Genomic DNA, 24,712 nt, shown 5'->3' with positions numbered 1-24,712 from the left:
ATAAATTAGCTTACATATTGCTGGATGACTTCAATAAATTTAGGGCAGTAATGTTTAAGTTTATATGACCCTACACCTTCTATTAAAATCATATCTTCTTTTGACATCGGCTTTTTATCTGCAAATAGCTGCAATGTATGGTCAGAGAAGATTGTAAATGGTGGTACATCCAGTTGATCACTCAGTGTTTTACGTGCTTCTTTCAGCGCCTTTAACAACGTATCGTCAACTGTATTCATCGTCGTTATTTTCACTTTTTCGTTATATTGATTTGGTTTGTAATATGTTTTGATTTGAACGCCTTCAAATAATATTTGTTTTGCCTCTTCAGCACAATGTAAATATTGATCATGCACTCTTATATAGCCATTAAAAATTAATGTATCAATAAATGATTGTATTGCACTTGCATCATACGATTTTAACAAACCGAATGTTGAAAGTTTATCTAGTTTTTCTACTTTTATCTGATCGTCATGCTCACCATGTAAAACTTTAGATAACAGTATTTTCGTAGTCGGTATTTTAATGCGCACTAAACAACTTAATATTTGCTGTGCTTCTGTTGTCATATTATAATTCTCATCCTGTTTTAAACAGTTAGAACATTGTTCACAATTTTTCAAATGCTCGTTAGGATTAAAATAGTGTATAATCGTTGACTGCAAACATCGCCTTGTTTTCGTATACTGTATCATTTTGTTTAATTTTTCTTTCTTTAACTCCTGTACTTCTTCCGGTGCTGTTTCAATAAAAAAGTGCTGTAACTTAATATCTGCTTCAGAGTACATAAGTATGCATTCACTTGGCAGTCCGTCACGTCCCGCACGACCTGCTTCCTGATAATAACTTTCTAAATCTTGCGGCATATTGTAATGAATTACATATCTGACGTTTGATTTATCGATTCCCATACCAAATGCATTCGTTGCGATCATTACTTGTATATCATCGCGTACAAATGCGCTTTGATTATGTTCTTTCTCTTCTTTTTTCAGCCCTGCATGATAGATTGCATGCTGAATTCCTTTCGCACTGAATACTTCACTTAAAGTTTCCACTTGTTTACGTGTACTCGCGTAAATAATACCAGATTCATCTTTATGGTTGTTAATATAATCGATGACCATCTTCTGCTTTTGATACGTTGGATCTACGATGAATTTTAAATTGTCCCGCTTCGTACTCGTTTCAATTACATTTTTGTGGTCGATATATAATAAGGCACAAATATCTTCTTTTACATCGATTGTCGCAGTCGCGGTTAGTGCCATAACTGTGAAATTATGCGGCAGTGTTAATACTTTCTGTACGACATTTCTATAGCTTGGTCTGAAGTCATGCCCCCACTTTGATATACAGTGTGCTTCATCAAACGCAACAAGTTTAATATCCAGTTTATAAAGCAGTTGCTGGAAAGATATATTATCAAACCGCTCTGGTGCGACATATAGAAACTGACAATCACCTTTAAGTAGTTGCGTTTCTACTTCAATCGTTTCTCGTTTCGTTAATGCTGAGTTAATATAACGCGCTTTAATACCGCTTGAATTTAATGCATCGACCTGGTCTTTCATTAAAGAAATTAACGGACTAATAACGAGTGTTAATCCCCCTTTATATATGCCAGGCACTTGATAGCATATCGATTTACCGCCACCAGTAGGTAATATACCTAGCGTCGGGATATTATAAATCGCGTTTTGAATGAGTTGTTCCTGACCAGGACGAAAATTTGAATATCCAAAATATGTTTCTAATATTTGTTTCATAAACTACTCCATTCGATCTGATAATTCATCCCATTCTACGTAGTATGTTTCATACAGCGCTTCTTTTTCACTACGTTCCGTTGTGAGTCGATTCAGTCGGTCATAATTAGTTGTTTCCTGAGCAATGGCTGCATCAATATCGTCCATTTCCTGCTCCAACGTTTCAATTGCTTCAGTTAAAAACTCAAATCTGCGTTTATCTTTGTAAGACAAACGTTTTTGTTTGACTTCATTCTGTTTACTTTCAACCGGCTTTTCAACTGCTTTCTTTTCCGTCTGTAATTCTAGTTGTGATTTCATCGTCAGATAATCTTCAAATGAACCAAGCACTTTATGAACTATGCCGTTATGAATGTACCAATATGAAGTTACAACTTTATTTAAAAAGTATCGGTCATGACTGACTGTAATAACAGCTCCATTAAATGATTCTAAATATTGTTCTAATATCGTTAATGTCTCAGTATCCAGGTCATTTGTCGGTTCATCAAGCAGTAATACGTTTGGTCCTTGAATTAATATGCTGAGCAAATACAGTCGCTTACGTTCTCCACCACTTAATTTACTAATATATGTACCATGTACCGCAGAAGGAAATAAAAATCGTTCTAATAATTGTGTTACTGAGACTTTCTCACCAGTTGACGTCATTCCGATTTCTGCTTTTTCACGTAAATAATCGATCATACGCATATCTTTATCAAGCGCAATATCTTCCTGTCGATAATATCCGATTCTTACTGTCTGACCAACTTTAATAAAACCTTCACTTGCCGAAAGTTCTCCTGATAGTAAGTTTAACAATGTAGATTTCCCTGTACCATTCTGGCCGACAATTCCGATACGATCTGTCGTCTGTACGATGTCACTAAAGTTTGAAAAGAGCTTTTTATTACTAAACGTCATACTTAAATCTTTAATTTCAAATACTTGTTTACCGAGTCGTTTATGTGCTAGATCTATTTCCATCGCTTCTGATTTTGTATGTGACTTTACTTTATCCTCAATATCACTGAAACGATCAATTCTTGCCTGCTGCTTCGTCGTACGGGCTTTCGCGCCTTTACGCATCCATGCTAACTCCTGCTTATACAGCTGCTTTTCCTTTTGTTCCTGATTCGCCTGAATCACTTCATCTTCTACTTTTTGTACAATGTAATCTTCATAATTTCCACGGTACTGATAAAGCTTTCCGTTACGTAATTCAACGATTCTATTTGTAATTTCGTTCAGGAAATAGCGGTCATGGGTCACAACAAGTACCGCTTTGTTATAGTTTTTAATAAACTGTATCAACCAGTAAATAGACTCAAAATCCAGATGGTTCGTAGGCTCATCGAGTAATAATAAGTCGGGTGATTTCAGCAGTGACTTTGCAAGCGCTACACGTTTTTTCTGACCTCCACTTAACGTACTGACTGGTACATTCAAATCTTTTATGCCGAGTTTCGTTAAAATTGCCTCAGCTGATGCACGATATGTAAAGCCATCCAATTGTTCTATCTGAGACTGGACATTACTTAAATCATTCGCCAGCTGTTCATTATAATCCGTTTCCATCGATTTTAATATATTGTTATATTTGGCGAATAATTTCATAACAGGATGATTGATATCCAGTACATTATCCGTTATTGACTTCGTTTCATCAAGTACTGGTGATTGTGCTGCATACTCAATTGTAAAACCATTCGGATGCGTAACAACACCAGTATGGTCCTCTATTTCAGCGATGCATTTCAGCAGTGCGCTCTTACCTGTTCCATTAATACCAACAAGCGCAATTTTATCACCGTTTGATATGCTTAAACTAATGTCTTCAAACACCGTCTTAATACCATATTGTTTCGTTAAATGTTCTATTTTATAAGCTTCCATCATCAAACTCCTAATCACTACATCTTTTTCAAATAAACAATATCTCATTAAATGTGTTTATGATATAGTTATGTATAATAAATATCAATATAATATTATACAGTTTTTTTATAAGGAGGTACACATGTTCGAATGGTTTAGCGAATTATCGCCGATGATTCAGGCAGGGATTGCCGGTTTGTTCACATGGCTAATGACAGCACTCGGTGCATCGATTGTTTTCATCTTTAAAACTGTTAACAAAAAAGTTTTAAATACGATGCAGGGATTTGCCGCTGGTGTAATGATTGCTGCATCTTTCTGGTCATTACTTGCACCTGCAATCAGCTTTAGCGAAGAGAATGGTGTCACACCATGGATTCCAGCAGCAATCGGATTTTTATCGGGTGGTTTATTTATCCGATTACTAGATGTTGTTATTCCACATATTCATCCGAATGCTTCGAATCCAAATCACATTAATGAAGGTCCTGATACGAACTTAAAAAAATCTACTTTACTTTTTTTAGCAATTACGATGCATAATATCCCGGAAGGGCTAGCACTAGGTGTCGCTTTCGGTGGTGTTGCAACAGGGAATACTGCTGCATTAATGGGTGCAATCGGACTTGCAATTGGTATCGGTATACAAAATATTCCCGAAGGTTCTGCACTTTCACTTCCAATTCATGGTGATGGTAAATCAAAGCTAAAGGCATTTAATTTAGGACACGGCTCTGCTATTGTAGAACCGATATTTGCTATAGTCGGTGCAGGTGCAGTGTTACTTGTCACACCTATATTGCCGTATGCATTAGCCTTTGCAGCAGGTGCGATGATATTCGTCGTCGTTGAAGAGCTTATTCCTGAGTCTCAGTCAGGAGACAACACTGATCTCGCGACACTTGGTTTAATGGCAGGGTTTACGATTATGATGATTCTGGATGTTTCACTAGGCTAATACAAGTTTAATGAATAAAAAACCGATTGAAACTATAAATCTAAATAGATTTATAGTTCCGATCGGTTTTATTTATTCACGCCACCATTTGTATACTGATACTTAGATGGGTCTATCTTTTTAAATTCTGGATTTTCATAGAAACGTAATAAATCACCATTCAGCAATTTATCTGACATTTCAAGTTCTTTTTCAACGTGACGTTTAATTTCTTCAGCTTTCGCTTTTTCTTTATCGTCTGTTAATTGTTCATTTGTCTTATTACTATAGAGCACACCGTTAATTGATTTATAATCCGGTGTAATAAAGTCACCGTTTCTAAATGCTACAGTATCATTATGCGCTTTAGAGAATAAATCTGTTCCGAACATAACATACGGTTTTGCATCAATTCCTAATAAGTGTAATAACGTCGGTGCAACGTCAACCTGACTCGCATAAGTGTGGTCAACTTTACCTTGAACGCCCGGCACTTTTAAGAATAATCCTGTACGCTGTAAATCCATAAATTTAGATGGAGTAATTTCTTCACCTAATAATTTTTCCATCGCTTTATTATGGTTTTCAGAAATTCCATAATGGTCACCATAAATTAGGATTACTGAGTCATCATACAGTCCTTCTTTTTTCAAATCCTGTACAAACTGATGTACTGCTTCATCTAAGTAACGCGCCGTCTGAACATATCCATCAACCGTCGGATTCCCCGTATTTGGCGAATCGATTGTTGCTTCTTCTTTATCAATCGTAAATGGATAATGATTTGTTAATGTAATTAAATGCGAATAAAATGGTTGCGTTTCCTGTTTTAAATACGGAATAGATTCCTTAAAGAATTCTTTATCTTTAAGTCCTAAGTTCTCTAAGTTTTTCTCGCTCATATCGTAATAAGTCGCATCATAAAACTTATCGACACCGAAGTGTTTATAAACTTGATCCCTGTTCCAGAAAGTTTTATAGTCACCATGCATTACTGAAGTTGAATAGTTCTGCTTCTGATGCATAATTGCAGGAAGTGATTGATACGTATTATCTCCTTTTAGAGAATACGCTGAACCTTGCTGTAAACCGTAAATTGAGTTATCCATCGTTAACTCAGAGTCACTCGTTTTTCCTTGTCCTGTCTGGTGGAAGAAATTATCGTAATAAATAAAGTCTTTATCACCTTTAGCAAGTGAGTTCAAATATGGTGTTACTTCCTGGCCATTTACTTTATAGTTAATTAAAAATGTCTGGAAACTTTCTAAATGAATTTTAATAACATTTTTTTCTTTTGCGATTCCAAATGTCGCACCGTTTGGCGCAGCATATTTCGTTTTCGTATATGATTGCACTTCTGCTAAATCATCTGAATTTGCAAGTGCTTTTTGCTGATTGTTCTGAATCGTTTGTACACCGTCATATACTGTAAAGTTATATGGTCCGAGATACTTAACTAAATACTTATGGTCAAATGTTCGCGTTAATAGTTCCGGACGATCCGTTTCTGCAAATGCAAGGTTTAAGAAAAATAAAGAAATTGAAACACCCATAACTACTGGTACATATTTCTTTTTGAAAGAATGTGTAGAGAACTTCTGTTTTCTCATTATAAGCATAAACAATACAACAAATGTATCAATAAAGTATACAAAGTCATACCATTTAAACGAGCTCCAAAGTGCACCTGACATTGACTCTACATTACTAACTTGGTTCAATGTACTGAATGTTATGAAGTCTGAGAAGAATCTGAAGTATACAACGTTTGCATAAAGTAAGAACGTCAGTAAAAAACCACCTGTAAATATAAACCAGAATGCTTTCTTCCCCTTAAAAAGCAAAAATACGCTTAATATTAATGCAACTAAACTATAAGGGTTCATTAATAATATTAAATTTTGTGTAAGTCCTTTAACACCTAGCGATAAGTCAACATAATATGCAAAATATGTTTTTATTGAAACTGCAAGAACAGTTAACAGAAAAAACATAAAAACTGTTATTTTTTTATCTTTCATCAATATACCTCCATCATTCAGACTTCCTAATAGCAAATATACAAATTTACCGGAATTTTTATATTATTTACATGTAATTTTTATTTGTAATGTAGTTGTAACAAAAATTTATCGTACAATATATTAATTTATACTTTTTTCAGTAATAATTCAAGTATTTAAGCCGAAAAATGCAAATAAATGTGTAAATTGTTTCTTGATAATTTTATTTACTCAATTCAATGTTATGCTGGAACTGAATTTGGTGCATAATCGTTTTAATCCAGTTGTCATAGCTCTCTTTCTGACGTATAAATTCTTCAGTATCGACCCATTTGAATAATAATTTCGAACCTGGCTTCTTTTGTGATAATTTAGCTAAATGGTAATCTGCAATAATTGCAAAATGTTCAAAATTACTGTCATGCGTTTTATGTTTCAGTGAAACAGCGAGTTCTTGATTTTTATTGAGTAGCAAGGCACCACACCTATCGGGTTGCTTCGAACTTTTATGGCGTAATTGTAACGGAAGCCCTTCAAGTATAAAGCCCGTGCGATCAAAGCGCTGCGTTACAGTGTATATGTCTTTCGTAATCGCAATCTTTGAATCAAATGATAATACCGCTTCACTTTCATGAATAATATGAAATACATCTGAGTAATACAAACGTGCGAGAGAGTATGCATCCAATCCCCATGAAGCCTGTCTTCTAACAGATAAATTATCGAATAGCTTTTTGTGTAATTCATTATAATTACGCTTAAATTCGATACGCGTACCTTGTTTTAAGACGATATTGCCACTTTCATTATTTATAAACTGCATACCACCTGCGACAGCTAAATAAACACGTGTACCTTTTTTTGGCTGACGAAATCTTAAAACGTCACCTTTTTCCATTAAATGCACTTTAAAAGGTGCAATTTCACGTTCATCAGTATATGCATAAAACTCCGCACCTGTCAGTGCAATAAGTGCACGTTCTCTAAAACGAATAACTGGCGCTGTAAATGTCATTTCGATTGTTTCAGCATGAATATCATTACCGAGAAGTGCATTTCCTAATATATGAGCAAGGCTATCGCATGGACCAGAAAGAGATGTTGCTGCCGTTTCAATATTTTCAATATGTTGTAAACTTGTAAATACACCTGTAGTTTCAAATATGATTGACATAGTTGTACCCCTTTATCGTTATTTTAATATGGACACATATATTTGGCATCGGACTCAGGACCTAAAAAAATCTACCGATAACTACGATCGGTAGAATAGATTCGAAAATTCTATCATTATATTTTGAAAACAGTATGCGATTGCTGTCACAATGATAACTGCACCGAACATGGTTGCGTATAAATATATATATGCCTGCTGCGTACGATTCTTTTTAAACTCACTTAGTACGATTTCATTCATCGTATATACACCAAGTACTAATCCTAAAATTAGCATCGTCATAATTAATATGAATAAGAACATTACGTCACCTAATCTCTCAATAATTTATTATATTGTAACTTAAAATTGATTTTTACGCATCCATTACAATATTATTTTTACTTCAGACCATGTTCTTAAGCTATTGATCATATATACTTTCAATGTGCCATTTCGATAGTACTCTACAAATTTATCAGTTGCAATATCCTGTTCGATAATTGATCCGTTACATACGAGTGATTGTTTCATACACCCTTCAAGAATATAGTCATTTTTTTTAGGCGTATAATACTTTCCATCCATTTCATATACTATGTTTCCGATATTAAATTCGAGTATATGTGTATCGTAATAGAGTGACAGATCCGCTGCACTATTCGTATAGTGATCTCTTACTGATGTTTTATACTGATGGTACTTGGTTGCTACTTTGATGGACGGTTTTAAAGCTGCAGTAAAAGTTTTTCGCTCCGGCAGCGGCATTACTGTATGTCTTAGTTCTCCGTTTCGGTTAACGGTTACGCGGCACATTGAATTATCTACATTATTATTTTCAACATACGTTTTAATGTCTTCTTTTGATACAGGAATATGGAAAGCACGCGCACCGTCATGCATCCGGTTAATATGATAATTTACTCTTTGTATCTCTCCATCTTCAACACGCATCGTTTCTATCAGTTCAAATTCCGGTTGTACGACACGTGTTTTCGCAACAATTTCTTCGTACTCCAGTCGCGCATCAGAATCTATCGTAATACCGCCACCTGCACTATAAACAGCATCTTGCTTATGCATTTCTATTGTACGGATCGGAATATTAAAAATCATATAATCATAAGGCTTAATAAAACCAATCGTCCCACAATATATCCCTCTTGGCGACTCCAGTTCGTTAATAATTTTCATCGTAGAAATTTTAGGTGCACCTGTAATAGAACCACATGGAAAAAGCGCACGCATAATTTCATATAATGATTGTTTATTATTCATTGCTGTAATTGTTGAAGTCATTTGAAATACTGTTTTATATCTCTCCACTTCAAACAATTTATCGACTTTCACACTGCCTTTTTTTGCGATACGGCTTAAATCATTACGCAATAAATCGACAATCATCACATTCTCAGCTTTATCTTTTTTTGAGTTTTTGAGCTGTTCGTAGTTTTTAGCATCTTCTACTTCGTTACTACCGCGCTCAAGCGTCCCTTTCATCGGTTTTGTTAACAGTTGTTTATTATGTACATCATACTGGAAGAAGAGTTCCGGTGAAATACTGATGATATAATCGTCCCCATTTTCTATATATGCCGTATAGTTTCCGTTTTGTGCACTTAAGTATTGATAGAGTGCGTATGGATTTTCTATTAACGTTGCTTTAAGTCGCGTCGTATAATTGACTTGATACGTAACACCTTGTTTAATGTACTCCTGAATGGTTTCTACTGCTTTCATAATTTCTTCAGCAGATTGTTCAAAAGTAAACTGTGTTTTTAATGGTTCTGCATTTACATATTCAAATGCATCATAATCTTCAAAGTAATAAAACAATGCAAGTGGCCCATCAATATGATGGACTTTCATAAGTGGATTGAACAGTTTTGCGGCTTCATACTTAATCGCAGTGACAACATATAATCCACTTTCTTCAGCTTCAGTTAGAGCTTTTAGCATACCGTCCTCTGTATATACTCTGTCTACTTTTACAGGATTCGTAAACGTATACCGAACAGGTATCGTCTTACCATCACGATGAAGTTGAAAGTTAATGACTGCGCGCATAAAATTCACGTCCTAACGTTAAGAAATTATTGAGCATCGTATAGCCGGAAGTTGTAAGTACAGATTCTGGATGAAACTGAATACCGTACAATGGCCATGATTCATGTGAAACACTCATCACAATATTATCCGTCATACCGGTAACAATTAACGGCATTTGAATATTATCCATCGTTCCTAAAGAGTGATACCTTGCAACTTGTGCTGGTGCTTCTACACCTTGATAAATGCCGGTACCGTTATGTTCTACATAGCCGATATGCCCATGTACTGGTGACAGCTTCTTAACTTCGTGATTAAAATGCTGTACGATTACTTGAAAACCAAGACATATGCCAAGAATCGGAATACGGTCTCCGAATGTATCGATAACTTTATGTGCCATAATTGCTTCTGTAGGATGTCCTGGTCCAGGTGATAATATAATAAATTCCGGAGATAAACGCTCTATATATTCAATCGTCACTACTTCAGAACGTACGACGCGAACCGTTTCATCCATTGCTTCTAAGTAATGAACGATATTATATGTAAACGAATCATCATGGTCTATCATTAAAATCATAAACTTCACTCATTTCTAAAAACGTTTTCTTGAAGTAACAGATATTATTATACACGCTTTTCTGTTATAATGAGTAGCGAATTCAATATAAGAGGTTCCTAGCGCACACCCTCTATAAAAAACTAGAACGACACCGCTAGGATTGGTGTCTTTTTTAATGGAGTGAATATAATGAAACAACTGAATTCTAACAAAGCACTTGTCGTCTTTAGTGGCGGTCAGGATAGCACAACGTGTATGTTCTATGCGATGCATCATTATGATGAAGTAGAACTTGTAACATTTAACTATGGACAACGTCATGCACTTGAAATCGATATCGCAAAACAAATTGCAGTAGAACAAGGTTTAAAGCATCATGTACTTGATATGTCATTACTCTCACAATTATCACCAAACGCATTAACACACCACGACTTACAAATCGAAGGTGATGATATTCCAAATACTTTCGTTCCTGCGCGTAACTTGCTATTTATGAGCTTTGCAGCTGCACTTGCTTATCAGATTAATGCAAAGCATATCATTACAGGTGTATGTGAAACTGACTTTTCAGGATACCCGGACTGCCGTGATAATTTTATTAAGTCGCTCAATGTCACAATTAACTTATCAATGGATTTAAACTTTGAAATTCATACACCTTTAATGTGGCTGGATAAGAAAGAAACATGGGCACTTGCAGATACGTTAGGACAACTGGACTATGTGCGTAACAAAACATTAACATGTTATAACGGTGTACCTGCAGACGGATGTGGAGAATGTCCAAGCTGTAAACTGAGAAATAACGGTCTTAATCAATACTTACAAGAAAAAGAAAGCGGTGATTTATAATGATGCAGCAACTATACCCTCAAGTGAATCATAACTATGCATTTGAACTGAACAAAGATATTAACTTCTCTGCCGCACACTTTATTCCGAATGAGAAAGCTGGTGTATGTAGCCGCGTTCACGGACACACATACTTTGCGAATATAACAATCGGTGGTAATGAACTTGATGAAATGGGTTTTCTCGTTAATTTCAGAGATATAAAGTCTATCATCAATAATACGTTTGACCATCGTTTAATGAATGATTTAGAAGTATTTCAAAACACACCGCCATCAACAGAAAACGTCGCAAAACTTATTTTCGAAAAAATTGAAGCACATTTAAATACTCTTCCACATGGACCGAAAGTACTGCAAATTTATTTACGAGAAACACCGACAAGCTACGTATTATATAGAGGTAAACGATAATGAAGATACCTGTACTGGAAATATTCGGTCCTACCATTCAAGGTGAAGGTGCGGTTATCGGTCGTAAAACGATGTTTGTCAGAACAGCAGGTTGTGATTTCAGCTGCGTATGGTGTGATTCGAAGTTTACATGGGATGGTACGATGAAAGGTGAGATTGAAATGTTATTACCAGAAACAATTTATGAACGTCTTCAGTCTATTGCACCTAATCAGTTTAACCATGTCACAATATCAGGTGGTAATCCTGCATTAATAAAAAACATAGCTGGATTTGTATCGTTATTACACGGTAAAGGTATTGAAGTGGCGCTTGAAACACAAGGTACGAAATTTCAGAGCTGGATGACTGAAATCGATCAGTTGACGATTAGTCCGAAACCACCAAGTTCAACGATGACACACGATTTAGACCAGCTCGACGCTGTGATTCGTGAGCTGAATCCAGATAAAGTAACATTAAAAGTGGTCATCTTTAATGATGAAGATTATCATTTCAGCAAAACGATTCATAAACGCTATCCACATATTAAAATGTATTTACAAGTAGGTAATCCGTATCTTGAAGATACTGTAGAAGACCATACTTCAAGATTACTGTCACATTATGAATCGTTAATCGATAAAGTAATGCCGGACAGTGAAATGAACGATGTGTATGTTACACCTCAACTGCATACATTACTATGGAGTAACAAAAAAGGTGTATAATAAACATTGTGTTTAAATTTATGTAAACGTTATAATTGAAGCACGATTGAATATTAAGGAGACACTTTATGAGTTACTTGCTGATAGGAAATATATTAATGACGTTGTTTATATTTCTATTTTTTAATTTTAAAGAAAAGAAATTAACATATATCCACTTGAATATATCTACGATGATCACAGTACTAACAAACTATCCTTTACTTGGGCATGCAAACTTTATTTCTAAAACATTCGTACTATTTATCGGTTCGATAAGTGTCATGCATTTATACTTACGCTATTATCATTCCGATAATTATAATATTTATATTCATAATAGATGGCTGCATTTATTATTAGCATTACTCTTTAATGTATCAATACCGTTCATTATTATTCATAGTGACGAATCGATTTATTTATCAAGTGCATATTTGAGCGTTTCATTTTTTATAATTGGTCTCATCATGTATCAACTATCAGAAGTTAATGGAACAGTAAAGTGGTTTCAATTTGAATATTTAAATATATATAAATATATTAATCATCCGAAACGTATCGGTGAGTATTTATTTGCAATTAGTTTTATGTTACTCGTCATGTTTATTCCTTATAATTATATGTATTTCATATTAGGCATACTCTACATTATATATATTAAACAAAGCTTACTGTTTAACAATCAGTAAGCTTTTTATTATTATTTTGTAATTATTTTTCATTATTTTTAATAAAATGTTTATATCCTTTTTTACGTGGTATTTATGAATCATAAGCAAAATGCTTATAAACGTTTTTATAATATTCGTTTAAATCGTTTAATATAGGAGGAATTTATTATGTTAGGAATTATTTTAACAATTGTTATGGGTGGTCTGATTGGTTGGATCGCAGGTATGATTATGGGTACTGATATTCCAGGCGGAAAAATCGGTAATGTCATTGCCGGTCTTATCGGTGCATCTATCGGTGGACACTTATTAGGAGAAATGGACCCTGTTGTGTGGGGTGTAAGTATTATCCCTGCATTAGTAGGTACAATCCTTTTAATCGCAATCGTATCTATCGTTTTACAATTATTGCATAAACGTCGTTAATATACGGCAATCAATAAGAGCAGCGAATTCGCTGCTCTTATTTTTATGTGATGATATTAAAAAATAATCCGATAAATACTGTAATAAAAACCGCATTCGCAATTTCCAGCACCCCTATTTTAATCGGTTTAAGCTGTTTTCCGTATAATATAACTGAACGTATTAAACTCGGTAAAAATGCGATAAATACTAACGGATGAATAAAGTAGCCTACGATAACAAGTAATGCATGGTATACCCATGATATATTACGATAATGGATATTTCTTTTCTCGCGAATCATCGTCTTTACATAGAACACCGTTCCAATAAAGTACGCAACGCTCAGCCCGAATACATATGTCATCGTCCATTCAAATTGATGAGATTGAATGTAATATGTGAGTACTCCTGCAATTGAGAAGATGATGACAGCAGAAAAATCATTTACGATATGGCGTTCGTTACGTGCTTTTGCAAAGAAATAATTAATAATACCAAACGGGACCATCGCTAAGAAAAACATCATAACTTTATATTCATAAATGATTATCGGTATATAACAAATTACAGCGATAAATAAAAACAATAATGCACACTTTAAATACCCTATTTGCTTCTTTCTCTGCTTCGCATAAAACAGAAAGTGATCTGCAAAGAAAAATGTCATGAACCATCCTGCAAAAAAGAGCAGCTGAAATATATTAAACTTTGTTGCAAACATTCCGAACAATACAGGCATAATAATCATTGCCCATGCGCCATGCTGATTTGGTTTTTTAAATTTCATACACTCACCTCAAACTTATTGTACAATAAACATACATTTAATATATATGTTTAAATGCGTTAATTGTGACGAACTCATGAAAAAAGATGGTGCATCCACCATCTCATCGATTATTCATTATTACTTCATATCTCCAATTTTAATCTTATCCGGATCTTTAAATTGACGTTCGTTTCTATTTAAGTGATTAATCGTTTCTATATCTTGTTCCATTAACTCAAAATGACATACATCAATATTTTCTTTAATACGTTCTACGTTTGATGATTTAGGAATAACAATTCGTCCACTATCGATATGCCATCTAATAATGACTTGTGCTACTGTTTTGTTATATTTTTCAGCGATGCGTTTTAATGTTTCATTTTCAAATAGTTCTCCACCACGCATTAACGGACTCCATGCAGTAACTGCAATGCCTTTATCTTTACAGTATTGCTGTAATTTATCCTGATTAAAAATTGGGTGGTACTCGATTTGATTTACCGTCGGAATTACAGTTGTTTCCTGTAATAGCTTATCCAGATGGTGCTCTTTAAAATTAGCGACACCTAATGCTTTAATCTTACCTTCATGATACAGTTCTTCCATCGCTTTATAACTTTCAATGAATAAATCGTCTTCCGGGCATGGCCAGTGAATCAAATATAAATCGATATAATCCATATTTAACTTCTGAAGCGATGCATTAAATGCCTGTTTCGTCTGTTCATAACCTTGATGGTCATTCCACAGTTTCGTCGTAATAAATAGTTCTTCACGTGGAATATTAGTTTCATTTAATGCTTTACCGAGCGAAGCCTCATTAAAGTAGAAATGTGCCGTATCGAATGCACGATATCCAGCATCCAGTGCAGTTTTAACGACATCGGGCATCGCTTCATCCGTAATTTTATACACACCAAGTCCAAGTTGCGGCATTGAAACGCCATTGTTTAACTGAATATGATTCATCATTTATCATCTCCTTTACTTAAATCATACACTAAACAGACATTCACACAAAATGAATATCATTATATTTTTAGTCTTCTCATTTATTTAGTATAATAATGATAATCTTACTAAATGGAGGAACATAATGAACAACCACGAAATAGATTACAAAATTTATGGCGATGACATGCAATACGTTGAAATTGAACTTGATCCAAATGAAACAGTAATATCTGAAGCTGGTAGCATGATGATGATCAATCCGAATATACAGATGGAAACAATCTTTGGTGATGGTTCTACAAGTGGCGGCAACGGCTTTATGGATAAACTATTCGCTGCAGGCCGTCGTACATTAACAGGTGAAAGTTTGTTTATGACAACATTTACAAACCGAGGAATGGGCAAAGAACATGTTTACTTCGCATCCCCATATCCAGGTAAAATCATTCCGATAGATTTATCTCAATTTGGCGGTGAATTTATTTGTCAGAAAGATGCATTTTTAGCAGCTGCTAAAGGGGTACAAATCGGTATTGCACTGCAGAAACGCTTAGGTGTCGGATTCTTCGGTGGAGAAGGATTTATTATGCAGCGTTTATCAGGTGATGGTATGGCATTTATCCATGCGGGTGGAGCGATAATGAAACGTGATTTACAACCTGGAGAGACGTTACTTGTTGATACAGGTTGCTTAGTCGGTATGACGAAAGATGTCGATTACGACATTGAGACTGTACCGGGTTTAAAAACAAAACTATTTGGTGGTGAAGGGTTATTCCTTGCGCGTTTACGTGGTCCAGGAACAGTTTATGTTCAGTCATTACCATTCTCAAGATTTGCAAGCCGTATATTTGCAGCAGCACCGGTAACGGGGAAACAAACAGGCGAAAGTGGTATCGGCGGACTGTTTGATATGTTCAGCGATTAATTATAAAAGCGTCAAAAACGAAATCGTTTTTGACGCTTTATTTAATTTATTCGATTGTATGGTTAACGTTTCGGTGTGTACTTCAGCATTGTAAAGAGTTCATCTTTCTCGCTATCTGTTAAGTCTTTCCATTGTCCTAACTTTAAATCATCAACAAGTATATTCATAACTCGTATACGACGTAGCTGTTTAACTTCATATCCTAAAGCTTCTGTCATACGACGAATTTGTCGATTAAGCCCTTGTGTTAATATAATTTTGAATGTCTTTGCACTTAGCTTTTCTACTTTTGCCGGTAATGTGACCGTGTCCAATATTGCAACACCTTCAGACATCTGCTTAACAAAATCATCCGTTATCGGTTTATCAACCGTTACGATATACTCTTTCTCATGACGACCTTCTTTACGTAATATTTCATTAACGATATCTCCATCATTCGTGATCAATATAAGTCCTTCAGAATCTTTATCCAGTCTTCCGATGTGGAAGATGCGCTCATGATGTCCTACAAAGTCAACGATATTTCCTTTAATATGACGTTCAGTCGTTGACGTAATCCCACGTGGTTTATTCAGTTTAATATATACGTAGCCTTTATCCGTGTTCAGTTTTACAACTTTATTATCAACTTCAACAACGTCATCGTCTGTTACTTTACTGCCAAGCTCTGCTTTAACACCATTAATCTTTATACGACCTGCTTCAATCCACTTATCTGCACCACGTCTGGAACAAATACCAGCTTCAGATAAAAACTTATTAATTCTCATAGAATCACAACCTTTCATAGTAAAAGCGTCTGAGGCACTGCCTCACACGCTTTAATAATACTTTGAACGAATATAATAATGATCATACACAAACGTACCAAATGGTATGAATGCAACGAGAAAACCAATTGCTGGCCATTTCACTGGCCACTTTGTTTTAATCGTTAATAATATTAATGTAATAATATATACAGTGAATAAGAAGCCATGTATTGCCCCTACAACAGTTACAACTTCAGGCTTACCTGCAAAGTACTTCAATGGCATTGCGATAAACAAAAGTAAAAGCAATGAACCACCTTCTAAAAATCCAAAGAATCTAAACACGCTCTTTAACGTACTATTATCCATATTATGCTTCCTCTTCCTCATCCGGATTATTTCTTGAAGCATTGAAGTCTTTATGCAATGCAACAGTAATAATCTGATGGTTTTCCGACTCTAATACGACCCATTTGTCATATTTCGTATCAATATAATCATCCTTTTCAATATCAGGATTTTGTGCCTGAATCCAACCACCGATTGTATCAATATCATCAGAATCTTCAAACTCAATTCCAAATTTCTCTGTAAGTTCATCTAATAATACACGACTATTAATCTGGTATGTATCTTCACCTGTTTTAATAATATCGTTAACTTCATCTTCATCGAATTCGTCACGAATTTCACCGACGATTTCCTCTAATATATCTTCCATCGTAATGATACCTGCTGTACCACCGTACTCATCAATAACGAGCGCGATATGTACACGTTCACGCTGCATTTTTATTAATGCATCACTAATACGTGTTACTTCGTGAATTAACGGTAAGTCATGAATATGATCTGTAATACGTACAGGGTCACCTGAAGCATATTTCGTTAAAAATTCCTTAACGTTAATAAATCCAATAATGTGGTCTTTATCTCCATCTTCTGTAATTGGATAACGCGTAAACTGATGTTCATTAATCACTTCTAACAGTTCCTCAATATTAAACGGTTGCGTTAATGAAATCATCTGAGTTCTCGGAACCATAATATCTTTTGCTAATCGCTCATCAAAACTAAAAATGTTCTGCATATACGCTAGCTCTGTATGGTTGATTTCTCCACTTTGATAACTTTGTGTCATAATAATCTTCAGTTCTTCTTCACTCATCGCCTGTTCATGATCTGCTGGTTGAACACCAAAAATACGTAAAATTAAACGCGCTGTACCGTTCATTGTAAAAATTAATGGTTTCATAATAATACCGAAGAAGTAAAGCGGTCTCGCAAATGCTAATGTCATTTTCTCAGCGTACTGAATCGCTAAAGATTTCGGCGCAAGTTCCCCGATAACAACATGGATAAACGTAACGATAAAGAAACTTAAAAATATCGTGATAGGTTTACTCATCTCAGTTGGAATATGGAATAAATGTAAGACAGGATGAATTAAAGATTCAAAAGTTGATTCACCAATCCAACCAAGCCCTAAAGCTGTTACCGTAATACCAAGCTGACACGCTGATAAATAATAATCTAGATGATGCACCATGTGCTGAACAATCTTTGCAGCAGCGTTACCTTCTGACACGAGTTGATCAATTCTTGAAGTTCTTACCTTTACTAAACTAAACTCTGATCCTACGAATAATGCAGTTAATGCGATTAATAATGCAAATAATAATAAATTTGATATGGTCTGTATGTCCAATTAATTCCCTAATACTAGGGATTCACCTCCGGAATATGTTTGGTGACTACGTAAGTCACATTTGATTTTTGTTACAGTTATTTCGTTATTAAATCTTATCTTTGTACAATTTATGACCTTCCCAACAGTAGTCACCTCCTCGGTAGATTACTCAATATTTTATCACAAATTTATACGTATTTATATTACAGTGTATTTAAAATTATAATAAACAGTATAAAAAACCTTTAAAAACAATTGTTATAAGCTAAACAAATATTTTTAAAGGTATAATTTATACAGAATGTATGCTAATAAATGCCTTGCTTAAATCATTAAATCGTTCAGGCTGATCAATGTTACATACATGTCCAGAATCTTTAATTATCTCGAGGTTGAAGTTACCATTCTCTTTCACAACTTTCTCTACAGGCGGAATAAATAAATAATCCTCTTCTCCCATAATGAACAATGTAGGTATCGTCTTTGTAGCAACTTGAAGGTGACTTAAATATGGATTGATCAACTTTGTTAAACTAAACCATTTTACAAACTGTTTCTGACTCATCTTTTTAGCTTCATTTATAAAGGCAAGACGCGATTCCTCATGTGCTTTCTTCGGCATTATAATCCAGGCAAATAGTTTATAGAGCAGCATGAATGGAATAAAGTTCTTAGTTAATCTCCCTACCATCAGTAAAAACTTCGTACGAATATCAAGTGATATAATCGCTCCCCCTAGCACAAGAGATGATACGCGTTCAGGATATCGATTTGCGATTGTCTGCGATACAATCGTACCTAAACTCATTCCGATAATATGTGTTTGTTCAATGTTTAGTTCGTCAAGTACTTCTATGACTTCGACAGCAAGCGTTTTAAATGAGTCATCCTTTTTCCAGATTACTTCTGTTGAACGCCCATGCCCACGTAAGTCTACAAGTAAAATATTAAAATCTTTACGGAAGTAACGTATTTGTTTAAACCAAATCGTTGAACTACCTCCGGCACCATGAATAAATGTGATCCAAGGTGCATCTTTATCTTTTATATATGTTTTAAAATATAACATTCACATCATCCGTTCTTTCATCTTGCAATTAATAAGTAATGTTATTATACCCCATTTTTTATATATTACGCAGTATTATATGATAAAAGATTAATATTTTGCATATAATGTTTTTTATGATAAAAATAAAACTGCCGAACTAATGATTAAGTTCGGCAGTTTCACCTTAATTTTAACTGTTTTGTGTTCGTTTCTGTCGAACTTGTACTATAGTTCGGCAGTTTCATCTCAATTTTAACTGTTTTATGCTCGTTTCTGCCGAACTTATACTATAGTTCGGCAGTTTCACCTTAATTTTAACTGTTTTGTACTCGTTTCTGTCGAACTTATACTATAGTTCGGCAGTTTCATCTCAATTTTAACTGTTTTATGCTCGTTTCTGCCGAACTTATACTATAGTTCGGCAGTTTCACCTTAATTTTAACTGTTTTGTACTCGTTTCTGTCGAACTTATACTATAGTTCGGCAGTTTCATCTCAATTTTAACTGTTTTGTGCTCGTTTCTGCCGAACTTGTACTATAGTTCGACAGATTATAATGTATAACTAAATCTTCTATACTTCTTCAGGACGTTTTTTAATGACGCCATAAATTACTGCTGAAACAACAACACCAATTATTAATGCAAGTAAGAACATTGGCCAGTGTGCTTTATCTAATCCTACAACAAAGATTCCACCATGTGGCGCTGAAATACTACATCCAAATGCCATAGCAAGCGCTCCAGCCGTCGCACTTCCTGCGATCATTGATGGGATAACACGTAGTGGATCTGCTGCAGCAAATGGTATTGCACCTTCTGTAATAAATGATGCACCCATTACAGCGTTTGATACAATTGAACCGCGTTGTGTTTTCGTATATTTTTTCTTAAATAAAATCATTGATAATGCTAAAGCTAATGGAGGCACCATTCCACCAATCATAGCTGCAGTTATTGGTGCATAATGTCCTGATTCAAATGCTGCTAATCCAAAAGTATATGCTGCTTTGTTGAATGGACCACCCATATCAATTGCCATCATACCACCTAATACTAGTCCAAGTAAGATAGCGTTAGTTCCACTTAAACCATTTAATCCATTTGTCATTGCTTCATTTAGGAACTTCGCAGGTGGATTTATAACGTACGCCATTGCAAGTCCTGTTATTAATACACCAAACACCGGATATATTAATGTCGGCTTTATACCATCTAATGCTTGTGGTAACCAATTGAATGCACGTTTAATTCCTATCATTAAATATCCGGCTAAAAATCCGGCAATTAAACCACCTAAAAATCCTGATCCACCTGCAACTGCCATCATACCACCGACCATACCTGGTGCGAATCCTGGTCTATCTGCAATACTCATCGCAATAAATCCAGCAAGTACAGGAACCATTAATTTAAAAGCGTTATCTCCACCGATAAACATTAGCATTGCTGCAAAGGCATTATATTCTTCAGACTTTGGATCCGCTGAATGAATCCCCCAGAAGAAACTTAATGCAATTAATATCCCTCCTGCAATAACGAATGGCAGCATATTAGATACACCACTCATTAAATGTTTATATACTCCTTTTTTCTCTGCTGTAGCACCACTCGCTGCTTTCTCATTTTTCGCAACATATGCAGGCCTTGAAGTATCTAACGCCATGTTGATCAGTTCTTCTGGTCGCTTAATACCGTCTGCTACTGGAACTGTTACAACATTTTTACCATGGAATCTGCTTGTTTCAACATTCACATCAGCTGCAACGATAATACCTGTTGCATTTTTAATTTCTTCATCCGTTAATTTATTTTTAACGCCACCGGATCCGTTCGTTTCAACTTTAATTGGCACGCCCATTTTCACTGCCTGATTTTTCAGCGCGTCTGCTGCCATATAAGTATGCGCAATCCCTGTCGGACATGCTGTAACTGCAAGTACTAGTTGCTCATCTTTAGCATCTCCTGTCGGTGCGAGAATCACTTCTTCATCTTTCTCGATTTCATCGTGTAAGTTAATTGTTTCGATAACTTCTTCTTTCGTCGTCGCATGCAATAACTCTGTACATACTTCTTCATTCATTAATATACCTGATAATTTCGCAAGTGCTTCAAGATGCGTTTGTGCCCCACCAGCTGGTGCTGCAATCATAAAGAATAATCTTGCAGGTTGTCCGTCTAGCGACTCATACTCAATACCATCAATTGCTTTACCAAATGCAATCGCCGGTTTCTTTACCGCATCACTCTTCGCATGAGGTATTGCAATTCCTTCACCGACACCTGTCGTACTCTGTGCTTCACGTGCATGTATTGCTTCTTTGAATGATGTTTTATCTGATAATATGCCTGCTGTTGATAATGTTTCTACTAATTCATCGATAACGCCGTCTTTCGTCGTTGCCTGTAAATCCATTGCCATCGTATCAAATGTAAGCAAATCTGTAATTCTCATTTTATTCCCTCCTGGTTAGTAAATCTGTTTTATTTGTATATGCTGTAAAACTTCGTTTATTTCTGTTGCACTTGCTAAGTCTTCAGTAAATGCTGTCGCAGTACCACACGCAACTGCCTGCTTAAATGCTTCTTCCATTGATAATGCGTCTGTTAATCCTGAAATCATACCTGCTACAGTTGAGTCGCCTGATCCTACTGTATTCACGACTTGTCCTTTTGGAACAATTGCTTTAAAGCATTTATCATGTGTTACAAGCATTGCACCGTCTCCGCCCATTGAAACAAAGACCATTTGCGCACCTTTATGCATTAACTGTTTTGCTGCACTTATAATTGCTTCATCTGACTGTAATTGTGTATCGAACATCTCCTCCAGTTCAACAATATTAGGTTTCACAAATAGTGGCTTGTATTGTAGTACTGAATTTAATAAGTCCTTCTCTGCATCTACAACGAATGGAATGTTTTTTGTATAACATCGTTTTGCAATCTGAGCATAAATATCATCCGGCATTGACTTAGGAATACTGCCGGCAATAATCACAGTATCATCAGTTGTTAATGCTTCAATTTTATTCGTCAATTGTTCAATATGCTGTTCATTAATGTTTGGACCAGGTGCGTTTATTTCTGTTTCACTTGCGCCTTTAAGTTTCACGTTAATTCGAGTGTCGCTATTTACTTCAACACAATCTACGAGAATGTTACTGGCCTGTAATGTTTCCTTTATAAATTGCCCGGGAAATCCACCTAAAAATCCGTGAACAGTCGTATCGTTATCCAATGCTTTTAAAACTCTTGATACGTTAATGCCTTTCCCCCCGGCGAACTTATACGTCGTATGCGCACGGTTCAGTGCACCTTGTTCAAATCCATCGGTAAACATAACATAATCGATGGATGGGTTTAAAGTAATTGTATAAATCATGTGCGTCCTCCTATATTAAATATTTGTGATACACTTCCTGCAGTGCGTTATCACGATTCGTAATAAGTATCGTTCTTTCTTCTTGTAAATCTGCTACTTTTGCAAATGTAACTTCGTCAAACTTACTATCATCTACTAAAAAATAAATTTGCTCTGCTTTCTCAAATGCTTTACGTTTAATGTATGCTTCTTCAATATCTGGTGTCGTAATGCCATGTACCATATGAACACCATTCGCACCCATAAATGCTTTATCAAAACGAAATTGTTTTAAGCTTTCAATTGCTTGAACACCGATACTGGCATGCGTATCATGTTTAATATATCCACCTATCATATATACTTCATACCCTTTTTCTACGAGTGGTGGTACATGCGTTAAACCATTCGTTACAATTGTAATCCCTTGCTGATTCAAATATGGAATCATCATTAATGTACTACTACCCGCATCTAAATATATACAATCATGATGTCTGACTTGTGCTGCTGCTATTTTAGCGATTTCTTCTTTTTCTTTCGTTTTCCTCGTTGACTTTACAGAAAGCGCGATATCTTTATGCTTTTCCGTTACTTTCTTAGCGCCTCCGTGAATTCGAATCAGCTTACCTTCAGCTTCTAAAGTAGACAAATCACGTCTTATCGTTGATTCACTACAATCCGTTTCTTCAACTAACATTTGAAGCGTAATGATTTCATGGATTTCTAAAAGTCTTAATATCGTGTTATGTCTTTCAATCGTCAGCATAAAAGACCTCCTTTATGAACACTTTCATAATATGATTATTTTCGTTCATTGTCAATCAAATTCAATCACAATCATTCAAATAAAACCAAAAAAAGAAGAAATGTGAGAAAACGTTCACATTTCTTAACTGAATTGGAGTTGATCAAGCTGATCCATTAACTTTTGTTTTTCTAAACCTTCACCGATAATAACAAGCTTTAGCGGCATATTCATTACCTCTGCTTCATATTGAGGAATTCCATAAGCATATTGAAATAATACTGTTTGATCTTTATTCTCACGAAATTTAATAAAACCTTTTACACGAAGTACACTGTCCGGCAGTTGTGATAGCCACGTCACGAACGCTCTTGAGTCTATTGCACCATTAAATGTATACACCATTGATGTAATCCCATGATGCATATGTATATGTGCGTTCACTTCATGTCCTTTTATTGATAATATATCAATATTCGTTTTACTGTATTCTGTTTCAATCATTTCTGCGCGCTGATTAATGCTATATAATTGATGCTGCAAATCAATGCGTTCTGCCTCATCGATTAAATCCATTTTATTCACAACGACGATGTCCGCATACTTCACTTGTTCTTCCATAAGTTTGCGTGTCGTCTCTGTATATTTTGTACGTTCCAGATAACGCTTTGCATCAACGATCGTCGTAATGTTTTGAATTTCTGAGAACTTCGTCAGTACCGGATCTGTACATGCATCGTATATTTCAACAGGATGTGCAACACCTGTAGCTTCAATAATACAGAAATCAGGTGCATGTCTATAGTATAAGTCGCTCAGTTGAACAGCTACGTCACTTTTTAAATCACAGCAAATACACCCATTCAATAGTTCATTGTACGGTGTGTCTTCCCCTAATATTTTTGAATCAACATTAAAGCCGCCGAGTTCATTCATAAGAATAGCAATTTTCGGTTTATGTTCATATTGATTGTTTTTTATCATTTGCAATAGTAAACTCGTTTTACCACTACCAAGAAATCCACTTACAATGATGACTTTCATTTTTTTGTTCATTAGATGACCACCTTA

Annotated in this window: 24 protein-coding genes; 7 read left to right on the top strand and 17 right to left on the bottom strand. The window is 35.2% G+C overall.

Translation table 11 applies throughout. The features are described from left to right. Positions 1-5 precede the first annotated feature (5 nt). Together recQ and LAU42_RS02790 are read right to left on the bottom strand one after the other, a co-directional pair. Positions 6-1,772, bottom strand: a complete 1,767-nt coding sequence (gene recQ, locus LAU42_RS02795) for a DNA helicase RecQ (protein WP_224184177.1) — start codon at positions 1,770-1,772, stop codon at positions 6-8. Positions 1,773-1,775: 3 nt separating this feature from the next. Further along, on the bottom strand, positions 1,776-3,653 hold the full coding sequence (locus tag LAU42_RS02790) for an ABC-F family ATP-binding cassette domain-containing protein (RefSeq protein WP_224184176.1): 1,878 nt from the start codon (positions 3,651-3,653) through the stop codon (positions 1,776-1,778). A 121-nt stretch (positions 3,654-3,774) separates the two neighbouring features. Between LAU42_RS02790 and LAU42_RS02785 the strand changes: the two genes are divergently transcribed. Further along, positions 3,775-4,590: a ZIP family metal transporter gene (locus LAU42_RS02785; RefSeq protein WP_224184175.1), complete on the top strand. Its 816-nt coding sequence runs from the start codon at positions 3,775-3,777 to the stop codon at positions 4,588-4,590. A 68-nt stretch (positions 4,591-4,658) separates the two neighbouring features. Here LAU42_RS02785 and ltaS read toward each other — a convergent pair whose 3' ends face one another. The 5 genes from ltaS to LAU42_RS02760 all read right to left on the bottom strand — a co-directional run bounded on the left by ltaS (position 4,659) and on the right by LAU42_RS02760 (position 10,360). Further along, entirely contained in the window at positions 4,659-6,590 is a 1,932-nt protein-coding gene (gene ltaS, locus LAU42_RS02780) for a polyglycerol-phosphate lipoteichoic acid synthase LtaS (RefSeq protein ID WP_420908207.1), read from the bottom strand. A 205-nt stretch (positions 6,591-6,795) separates the two neighbouring features. Continuing rightward, positions 6,796-7,746, bottom strand: coding sequence for a 5-oxoprolinase subunit C family protein (locus tag LAU42_RS02775; RefSeq protein WP_224184174.1), 951 nt, complete (start codon positions 7,744-7,746; stop codon positions 6,796-6,798). Between the two features lie 81 nt (positions 7,747-7,827). Next, positions 7,828-8,031, bottom strand: a complete 204-nt coding sequence (locus LAU42_RS02770) for a hypothetical protein (protein ID WP_224184173.1) — start codon at positions 8,029-8,031, stop codon at positions 7,828-7,830. An 84-nt stretch (positions 8,032-8,115) separates the two neighbouring features. Beyond that, positions 8,116-9,795, bottom strand: coding sequence for an aminodeoxychorismate synthase component I (gene pabB, locus LAU42_RS02765; protein WP_224184172.1), 1,680 nt, complete (start codon positions 9,793-9,795; stop codon positions 8,116-8,118). After that, positions 9,779-10,360, bottom strand: coding sequence for an anthranilate synthase component II (locus tag LAU42_RS02760; protein ID WP_224184171.1), 582 nt, complete (start codon positions 10,358-10,360; stop codon positions 9,779-9,781). The genes pabB and LAU42_RS02760 overlap by 17 nt, the downstream gene beginning before the upstream one ends. A gap of 171 nt (positions 10,361-10,531) precedes the next feature. Here LAU42_RS02760 and queC point away from each other — a divergent pair, with 171 nt between their 5' ends. From queC to LAU42_RS02735, 5 genes are all read left to right on the top strand, one after another. Further along, entirely contained in the window at positions 10,532-11,197 is a 666-nt protein-coding gene (gene queC, locus LAU42_RS02755; protein WP_420908097.1) for a 7-cyano-7-deazaguanine synthase QueC, read from the top strand. Then, the gene (gene queD / locus LAU42_RS02750) at positions 11,197-11,610 is read left to right on the top strand and encodes a 6-carboxytetrahydropterin synthase QueD (protein WP_224184170.1); all 414 of its coding nucleotides are present in this window, start codon (positions 11,197-11,199) and stop codon (positions 11,608-11,610) included. Before queC ends, queD begins: the two co-directional genes overlap by 1 nt. Beyond that, complete coding sequence (gene queE / locus LAU42_RS02745; protein ID WP_224184718.1) at positions 11,607-12,320, top strand: 7-carboxy-7-deazaguanine synthase QueE; 714 nt, start codon at positions 11,607-11,609, stop codon at positions 12,318-12,320. Before queD ends, queE begins: the two co-directional genes overlap by 4 nt. A gap of 68 nt (positions 12,321-12,388) precedes the next feature. Further along, positions 12,389-12,991: a hypothetical protein gene (locus LAU42_RS02740; protein WP_224184169.1), complete on the top strand. Its 603-nt coding sequence runs from the start codon at positions 12,389-12,391 to the stop codon at positions 12,989-12,991. Between the two features lie 150 nt (positions 12,992-13,141). Next, positions 13,142-13,399: a GlsB/YeaQ/YmgE family stress response membrane protein gene (locus tag LAU42_RS02735; RefSeq protein WP_224184168.1), complete on the top strand. Its 258-nt coding sequence runs from the start codon at positions 13,142-13,144 to the stop codon at positions 13,397-13,399. 43 nt (positions 13,400-13,442) lie between these two features. Here the strand turns inward: LAU42_RS02735 and LAU42_RS02730 are convergent, their stop codons facing one another. After that, a complete protein-coding gene (locus tag LAU42_RS02730; protein ID WP_224184167.1) occupies positions 13,443-14,168 on the bottom strand; it encodes a YwiC-like family protein in 726 nt (241 codons plus the stop codon). 120 nt (positions 14,169-14,288) lie between these two features. Further along, positions 14,289-15,125: an aldo/keto reductase gene (locus tag LAU42_RS02725; RefSeq protein ID WP_224184166.1), complete on the bottom strand. Its 837-nt coding sequence runs from the start codon at positions 15,123-15,125 to the stop codon at positions 14,289-14,291. Between the two features lie 124 nt (positions 15,126-15,249). On the opposite strand from LAU42_RS02725, the gene LAU42_RS02720 reads away from it, so the two are divergent. Next, the gene (locus tag LAU42_RS02720) at positions 15,250-16,035 is read left to right on the top strand and encodes a TIGR00266 family protein (RefSeq protein ID WP_224184165.1); all 786 of its coding nucleotides are present in this window, start codon (positions 15,250-15,252) and stop codon (positions 16,033-16,035) included. Positions 16,036-16,097: 62 nt separating this feature from the next. On the opposite strand, the gene LAU42_RS02715 is transcribed toward LAU42_RS02720, so the two are convergent. The 8 genes from LAU42_RS02715 to LAU42_RS02680 all read right to left on the bottom strand — a co-directional run bounded on the left by LAU42_RS02715 (position 16,098) and on the right by LAU42_RS02680 (position 24,697). Further along, positions 16,098-16,808 (bottom strand): pseudouridine synthase, encoded by a 711-nt coding sequence (locus LAU42_RS02715; RefSeq protein WP_224184164.1) that lies wholly within the window; start codon positions 16,806-16,808, stop codon positions 16,098-16,100. A gap of 51 nt (positions 16,809-16,859) precedes the next feature. After that, positions 16,860-17,159 carry a DUF3817 domain-containing protein gene (locus LAU42_RS02710; protein WP_224184163.1) on the bottom strand — a complete coding sequence of 100 codons (300 nt, stop codon included), beginning with the start codon at positions 17,157-17,159 and terminating at the stop codon, positions 16,860-16,862. 1 nt (position 17,160) lies between these two features. Then, entirely contained in the window at positions 17,161-18,498 is a 1,338-nt protein-coding gene (locus tag LAU42_RS02705; RefSeq protein ID WP_224184162.1) for a hemolysin family protein, read from the bottom strand. Between the two features lie 274 nt (positions 18,499-18,772). Continuing rightward, the gene (locus tag LAU42_RS02700; protein WP_224184161.1) at positions 18,773-19,549 is read right to left on the bottom strand and encodes an alpha/beta fold hydrolase; all 777 of its coding nucleotides are present in this window, start codon (positions 19,547-19,549) and stop codon (positions 18,773-18,775) included. Positions 19,550-20,103: 554 nt separating this feature from the next. Further along, complete coding sequence (locus LAU42_RS02695) at positions 20,104-21,984, bottom strand: PTS fructose transporter subunit IIABC (RefSeq protein ID WP_224184160.1); 1,881 nt, start codon at positions 21,982-21,984, stop codon at positions 20,104-20,106. A gap of 15 nt (positions 21,985-21,999) precedes the next feature. Then, entirely contained in the window at positions 22,000-22,914 is a 915-nt protein-coding gene (gene pfkB, locus LAU42_RS02690; RefSeq protein ID WP_224184159.1) for a 1-phosphofructokinase, read from the bottom strand. 10 nt (positions 22,915-22,924) lie between these two features. After that, on the bottom strand, positions 22,925-23,662 hold the full coding sequence (locus tag LAU42_RS02685; protein WP_224184158.1) for a DeoR/GlpR family DNA-binding transcription regulator: 738 nt from the start codon (positions 23,660-23,662) through the stop codon (positions 22,925-22,927). 123 nt (positions 23,663-23,785) lie between these two features. Further along, a complete protein-coding gene (locus tag LAU42_RS02680; protein WP_224184157.1) occupies positions 23,786-24,697 on the bottom strand; it encodes a CobW family GTP-binding protein in 912 nt (303 codons plus the stop codon). Between the last annotated feature and the right edge of the window lie 15 nt (positions 24,698-24,712).

Origin of the sequence: Macrococcus armenti (assembly GCF_020097135.1) — a bacterium.
GTDB lineage: Bacteria > Bacillota > Bacilli > Staphylococcales > Staphylococcaceae > Macrococcoides > Macrococcoides armenti.
The sequence above is the reverse complement of the archived record's forward strand: the minus strand, read 5'-3'. Positions and strand labels throughout refer to the sequence as shown.

Coding starts and splice junctions, on each gene's coding strand:
- LAU42_RS02715 (WP_224184164.1), bottom strand. CDS start 16,808: ATGAGAATTAATAAGTTTTTATCTGAAGCTGGTATTTGTTCCAGACGT.
- LAU42_RS02790 (WP_224184176.1), bottom strand. CDS start 3,653: ATGATGGAAGCTTATAAAATAGAACATTTAACGAAACAATATGGTATT.
- LAU42_RS02710 (WP_224184163.1), bottom strand. CDS start 17,159: ATGGATAATAGTACGTTAAAGAGCGTGTTTAGATTCTTTGGATTTTTA.
- pabB (WP_224184172.1), bottom strand. CDS start 9,795: ATGCGCGCAGTCATTAACTTTCAACTTCATCGTGATGGTAAGACGATA.
- recQ (WP_224184177.1), bottom strand. CDS start 1,772: ATGAAACAAATATTAGAAACATATTTTGGATATTCAAATTTTCGTCCT.
- LAU42_RS02770 (WP_224184173.1), bottom strand. CDS start 8,031: ATGACGATGCTAATTTTAGGATTAGTACTTGGTGTATATACGATGAAT.
- LAU42_RS02700 (WP_224184161.1), bottom strand. CDS start 19,549: ATGTTATATTTTAAAACATATATAAAAGATAAAGATGCACCTTGGATC.
- ltaS (WP_420908207.1), bottom strand. CDS start 6,590: ATGAAAGATAAAAAAATAACAGTTTTTATGTTTTTTCTGTTAACTGTT.
- LAU42_RS02720 (WP_224184165.1), top strand. CDS start 15,250: ATGAACAACCACGAAATAGATTACAAAATTTATGGCGATGACATGCAA.
- queD (WP_224184170.1), top strand. CDS start 11,197: ATGATGCAGCAACTATACCCTCAAGTGAATCATAACTATGCATTTGAA.
- pfkB (WP_224184159.1), bottom strand. CDS start 22,914: ATGATTTATACAATTACTTTAAACCCATCCATCGATTATGTTATGTTT.
- LAU42_RS02680 (WP_224184157.1), bottom strand. CDS start 24,697: ATGAACAAAAAAATGAAAGTCATCATTGTAAGTGGATTTCTTGGTAGT.
- LAU42_RS02735 (WP_224184168.1), top strand. CDS start 13,142: ATGTTAGGAATTATTTTAACAATTGTTATGGGTGGTCTGATTGGTTGG.
- LAU42_RS02760 (WP_224184171.1), bottom strand. CDS start 10,360: ATGATTTTAATGATAGACCATGATGATTCGTTTACATATAATATCGTT.
- LAU42_RS02685 (WP_224184158.1), bottom strand. CDS start 23,662: ATGCTGACGATTGAAAGACATAACACGATATTAAGACTTTTAGAAATC.
- queC (WP_420908097.1), top strand. CDS start 10,532: ATGAAACAACTGAATTCTAACAAAGCACTTGTCGTCTTTAGTGGCGGT.
- LAU42_RS02695 (WP_224184160.1), bottom strand. CDS start 21,984: ATGAGAATTACAGATTTGCTTACATTTGATACGATGGCAATGGATTTA.
- LAU42_RS02725 (WP_224184166.1), bottom strand. CDS start 15,125: ATGATGAATCATATTCAGTTAAACAATGGCGTTTCAATGCCGCAACTT.
- LAU42_RS02740 (WP_224184169.1), top strand. CDS start 12,389: ATGAGTTACTTGCTGATAGGAAATATATTAATGACGTTGTTTATATTT.
- LAU42_RS02775 (WP_224184174.1), bottom strand. CDS start 7,746: ATGTCAATCATATTTGAAACTACAGGTGTATTTACAAGTTTACAACAT.
- LAU42_RS02730 (WP_224184167.1), bottom strand. CDS start 14,168: ATGAAATTTAAAAAACCAAATCAGCATGGCGCATGGGCAATGATTATT.
- LAU42_RS02785 (WP_224184175.1), top strand. CDS start 3,775: ATGTTCGAATGGTTTAGCGAATTATCGCCGATGATTCAGGCAGGGATT.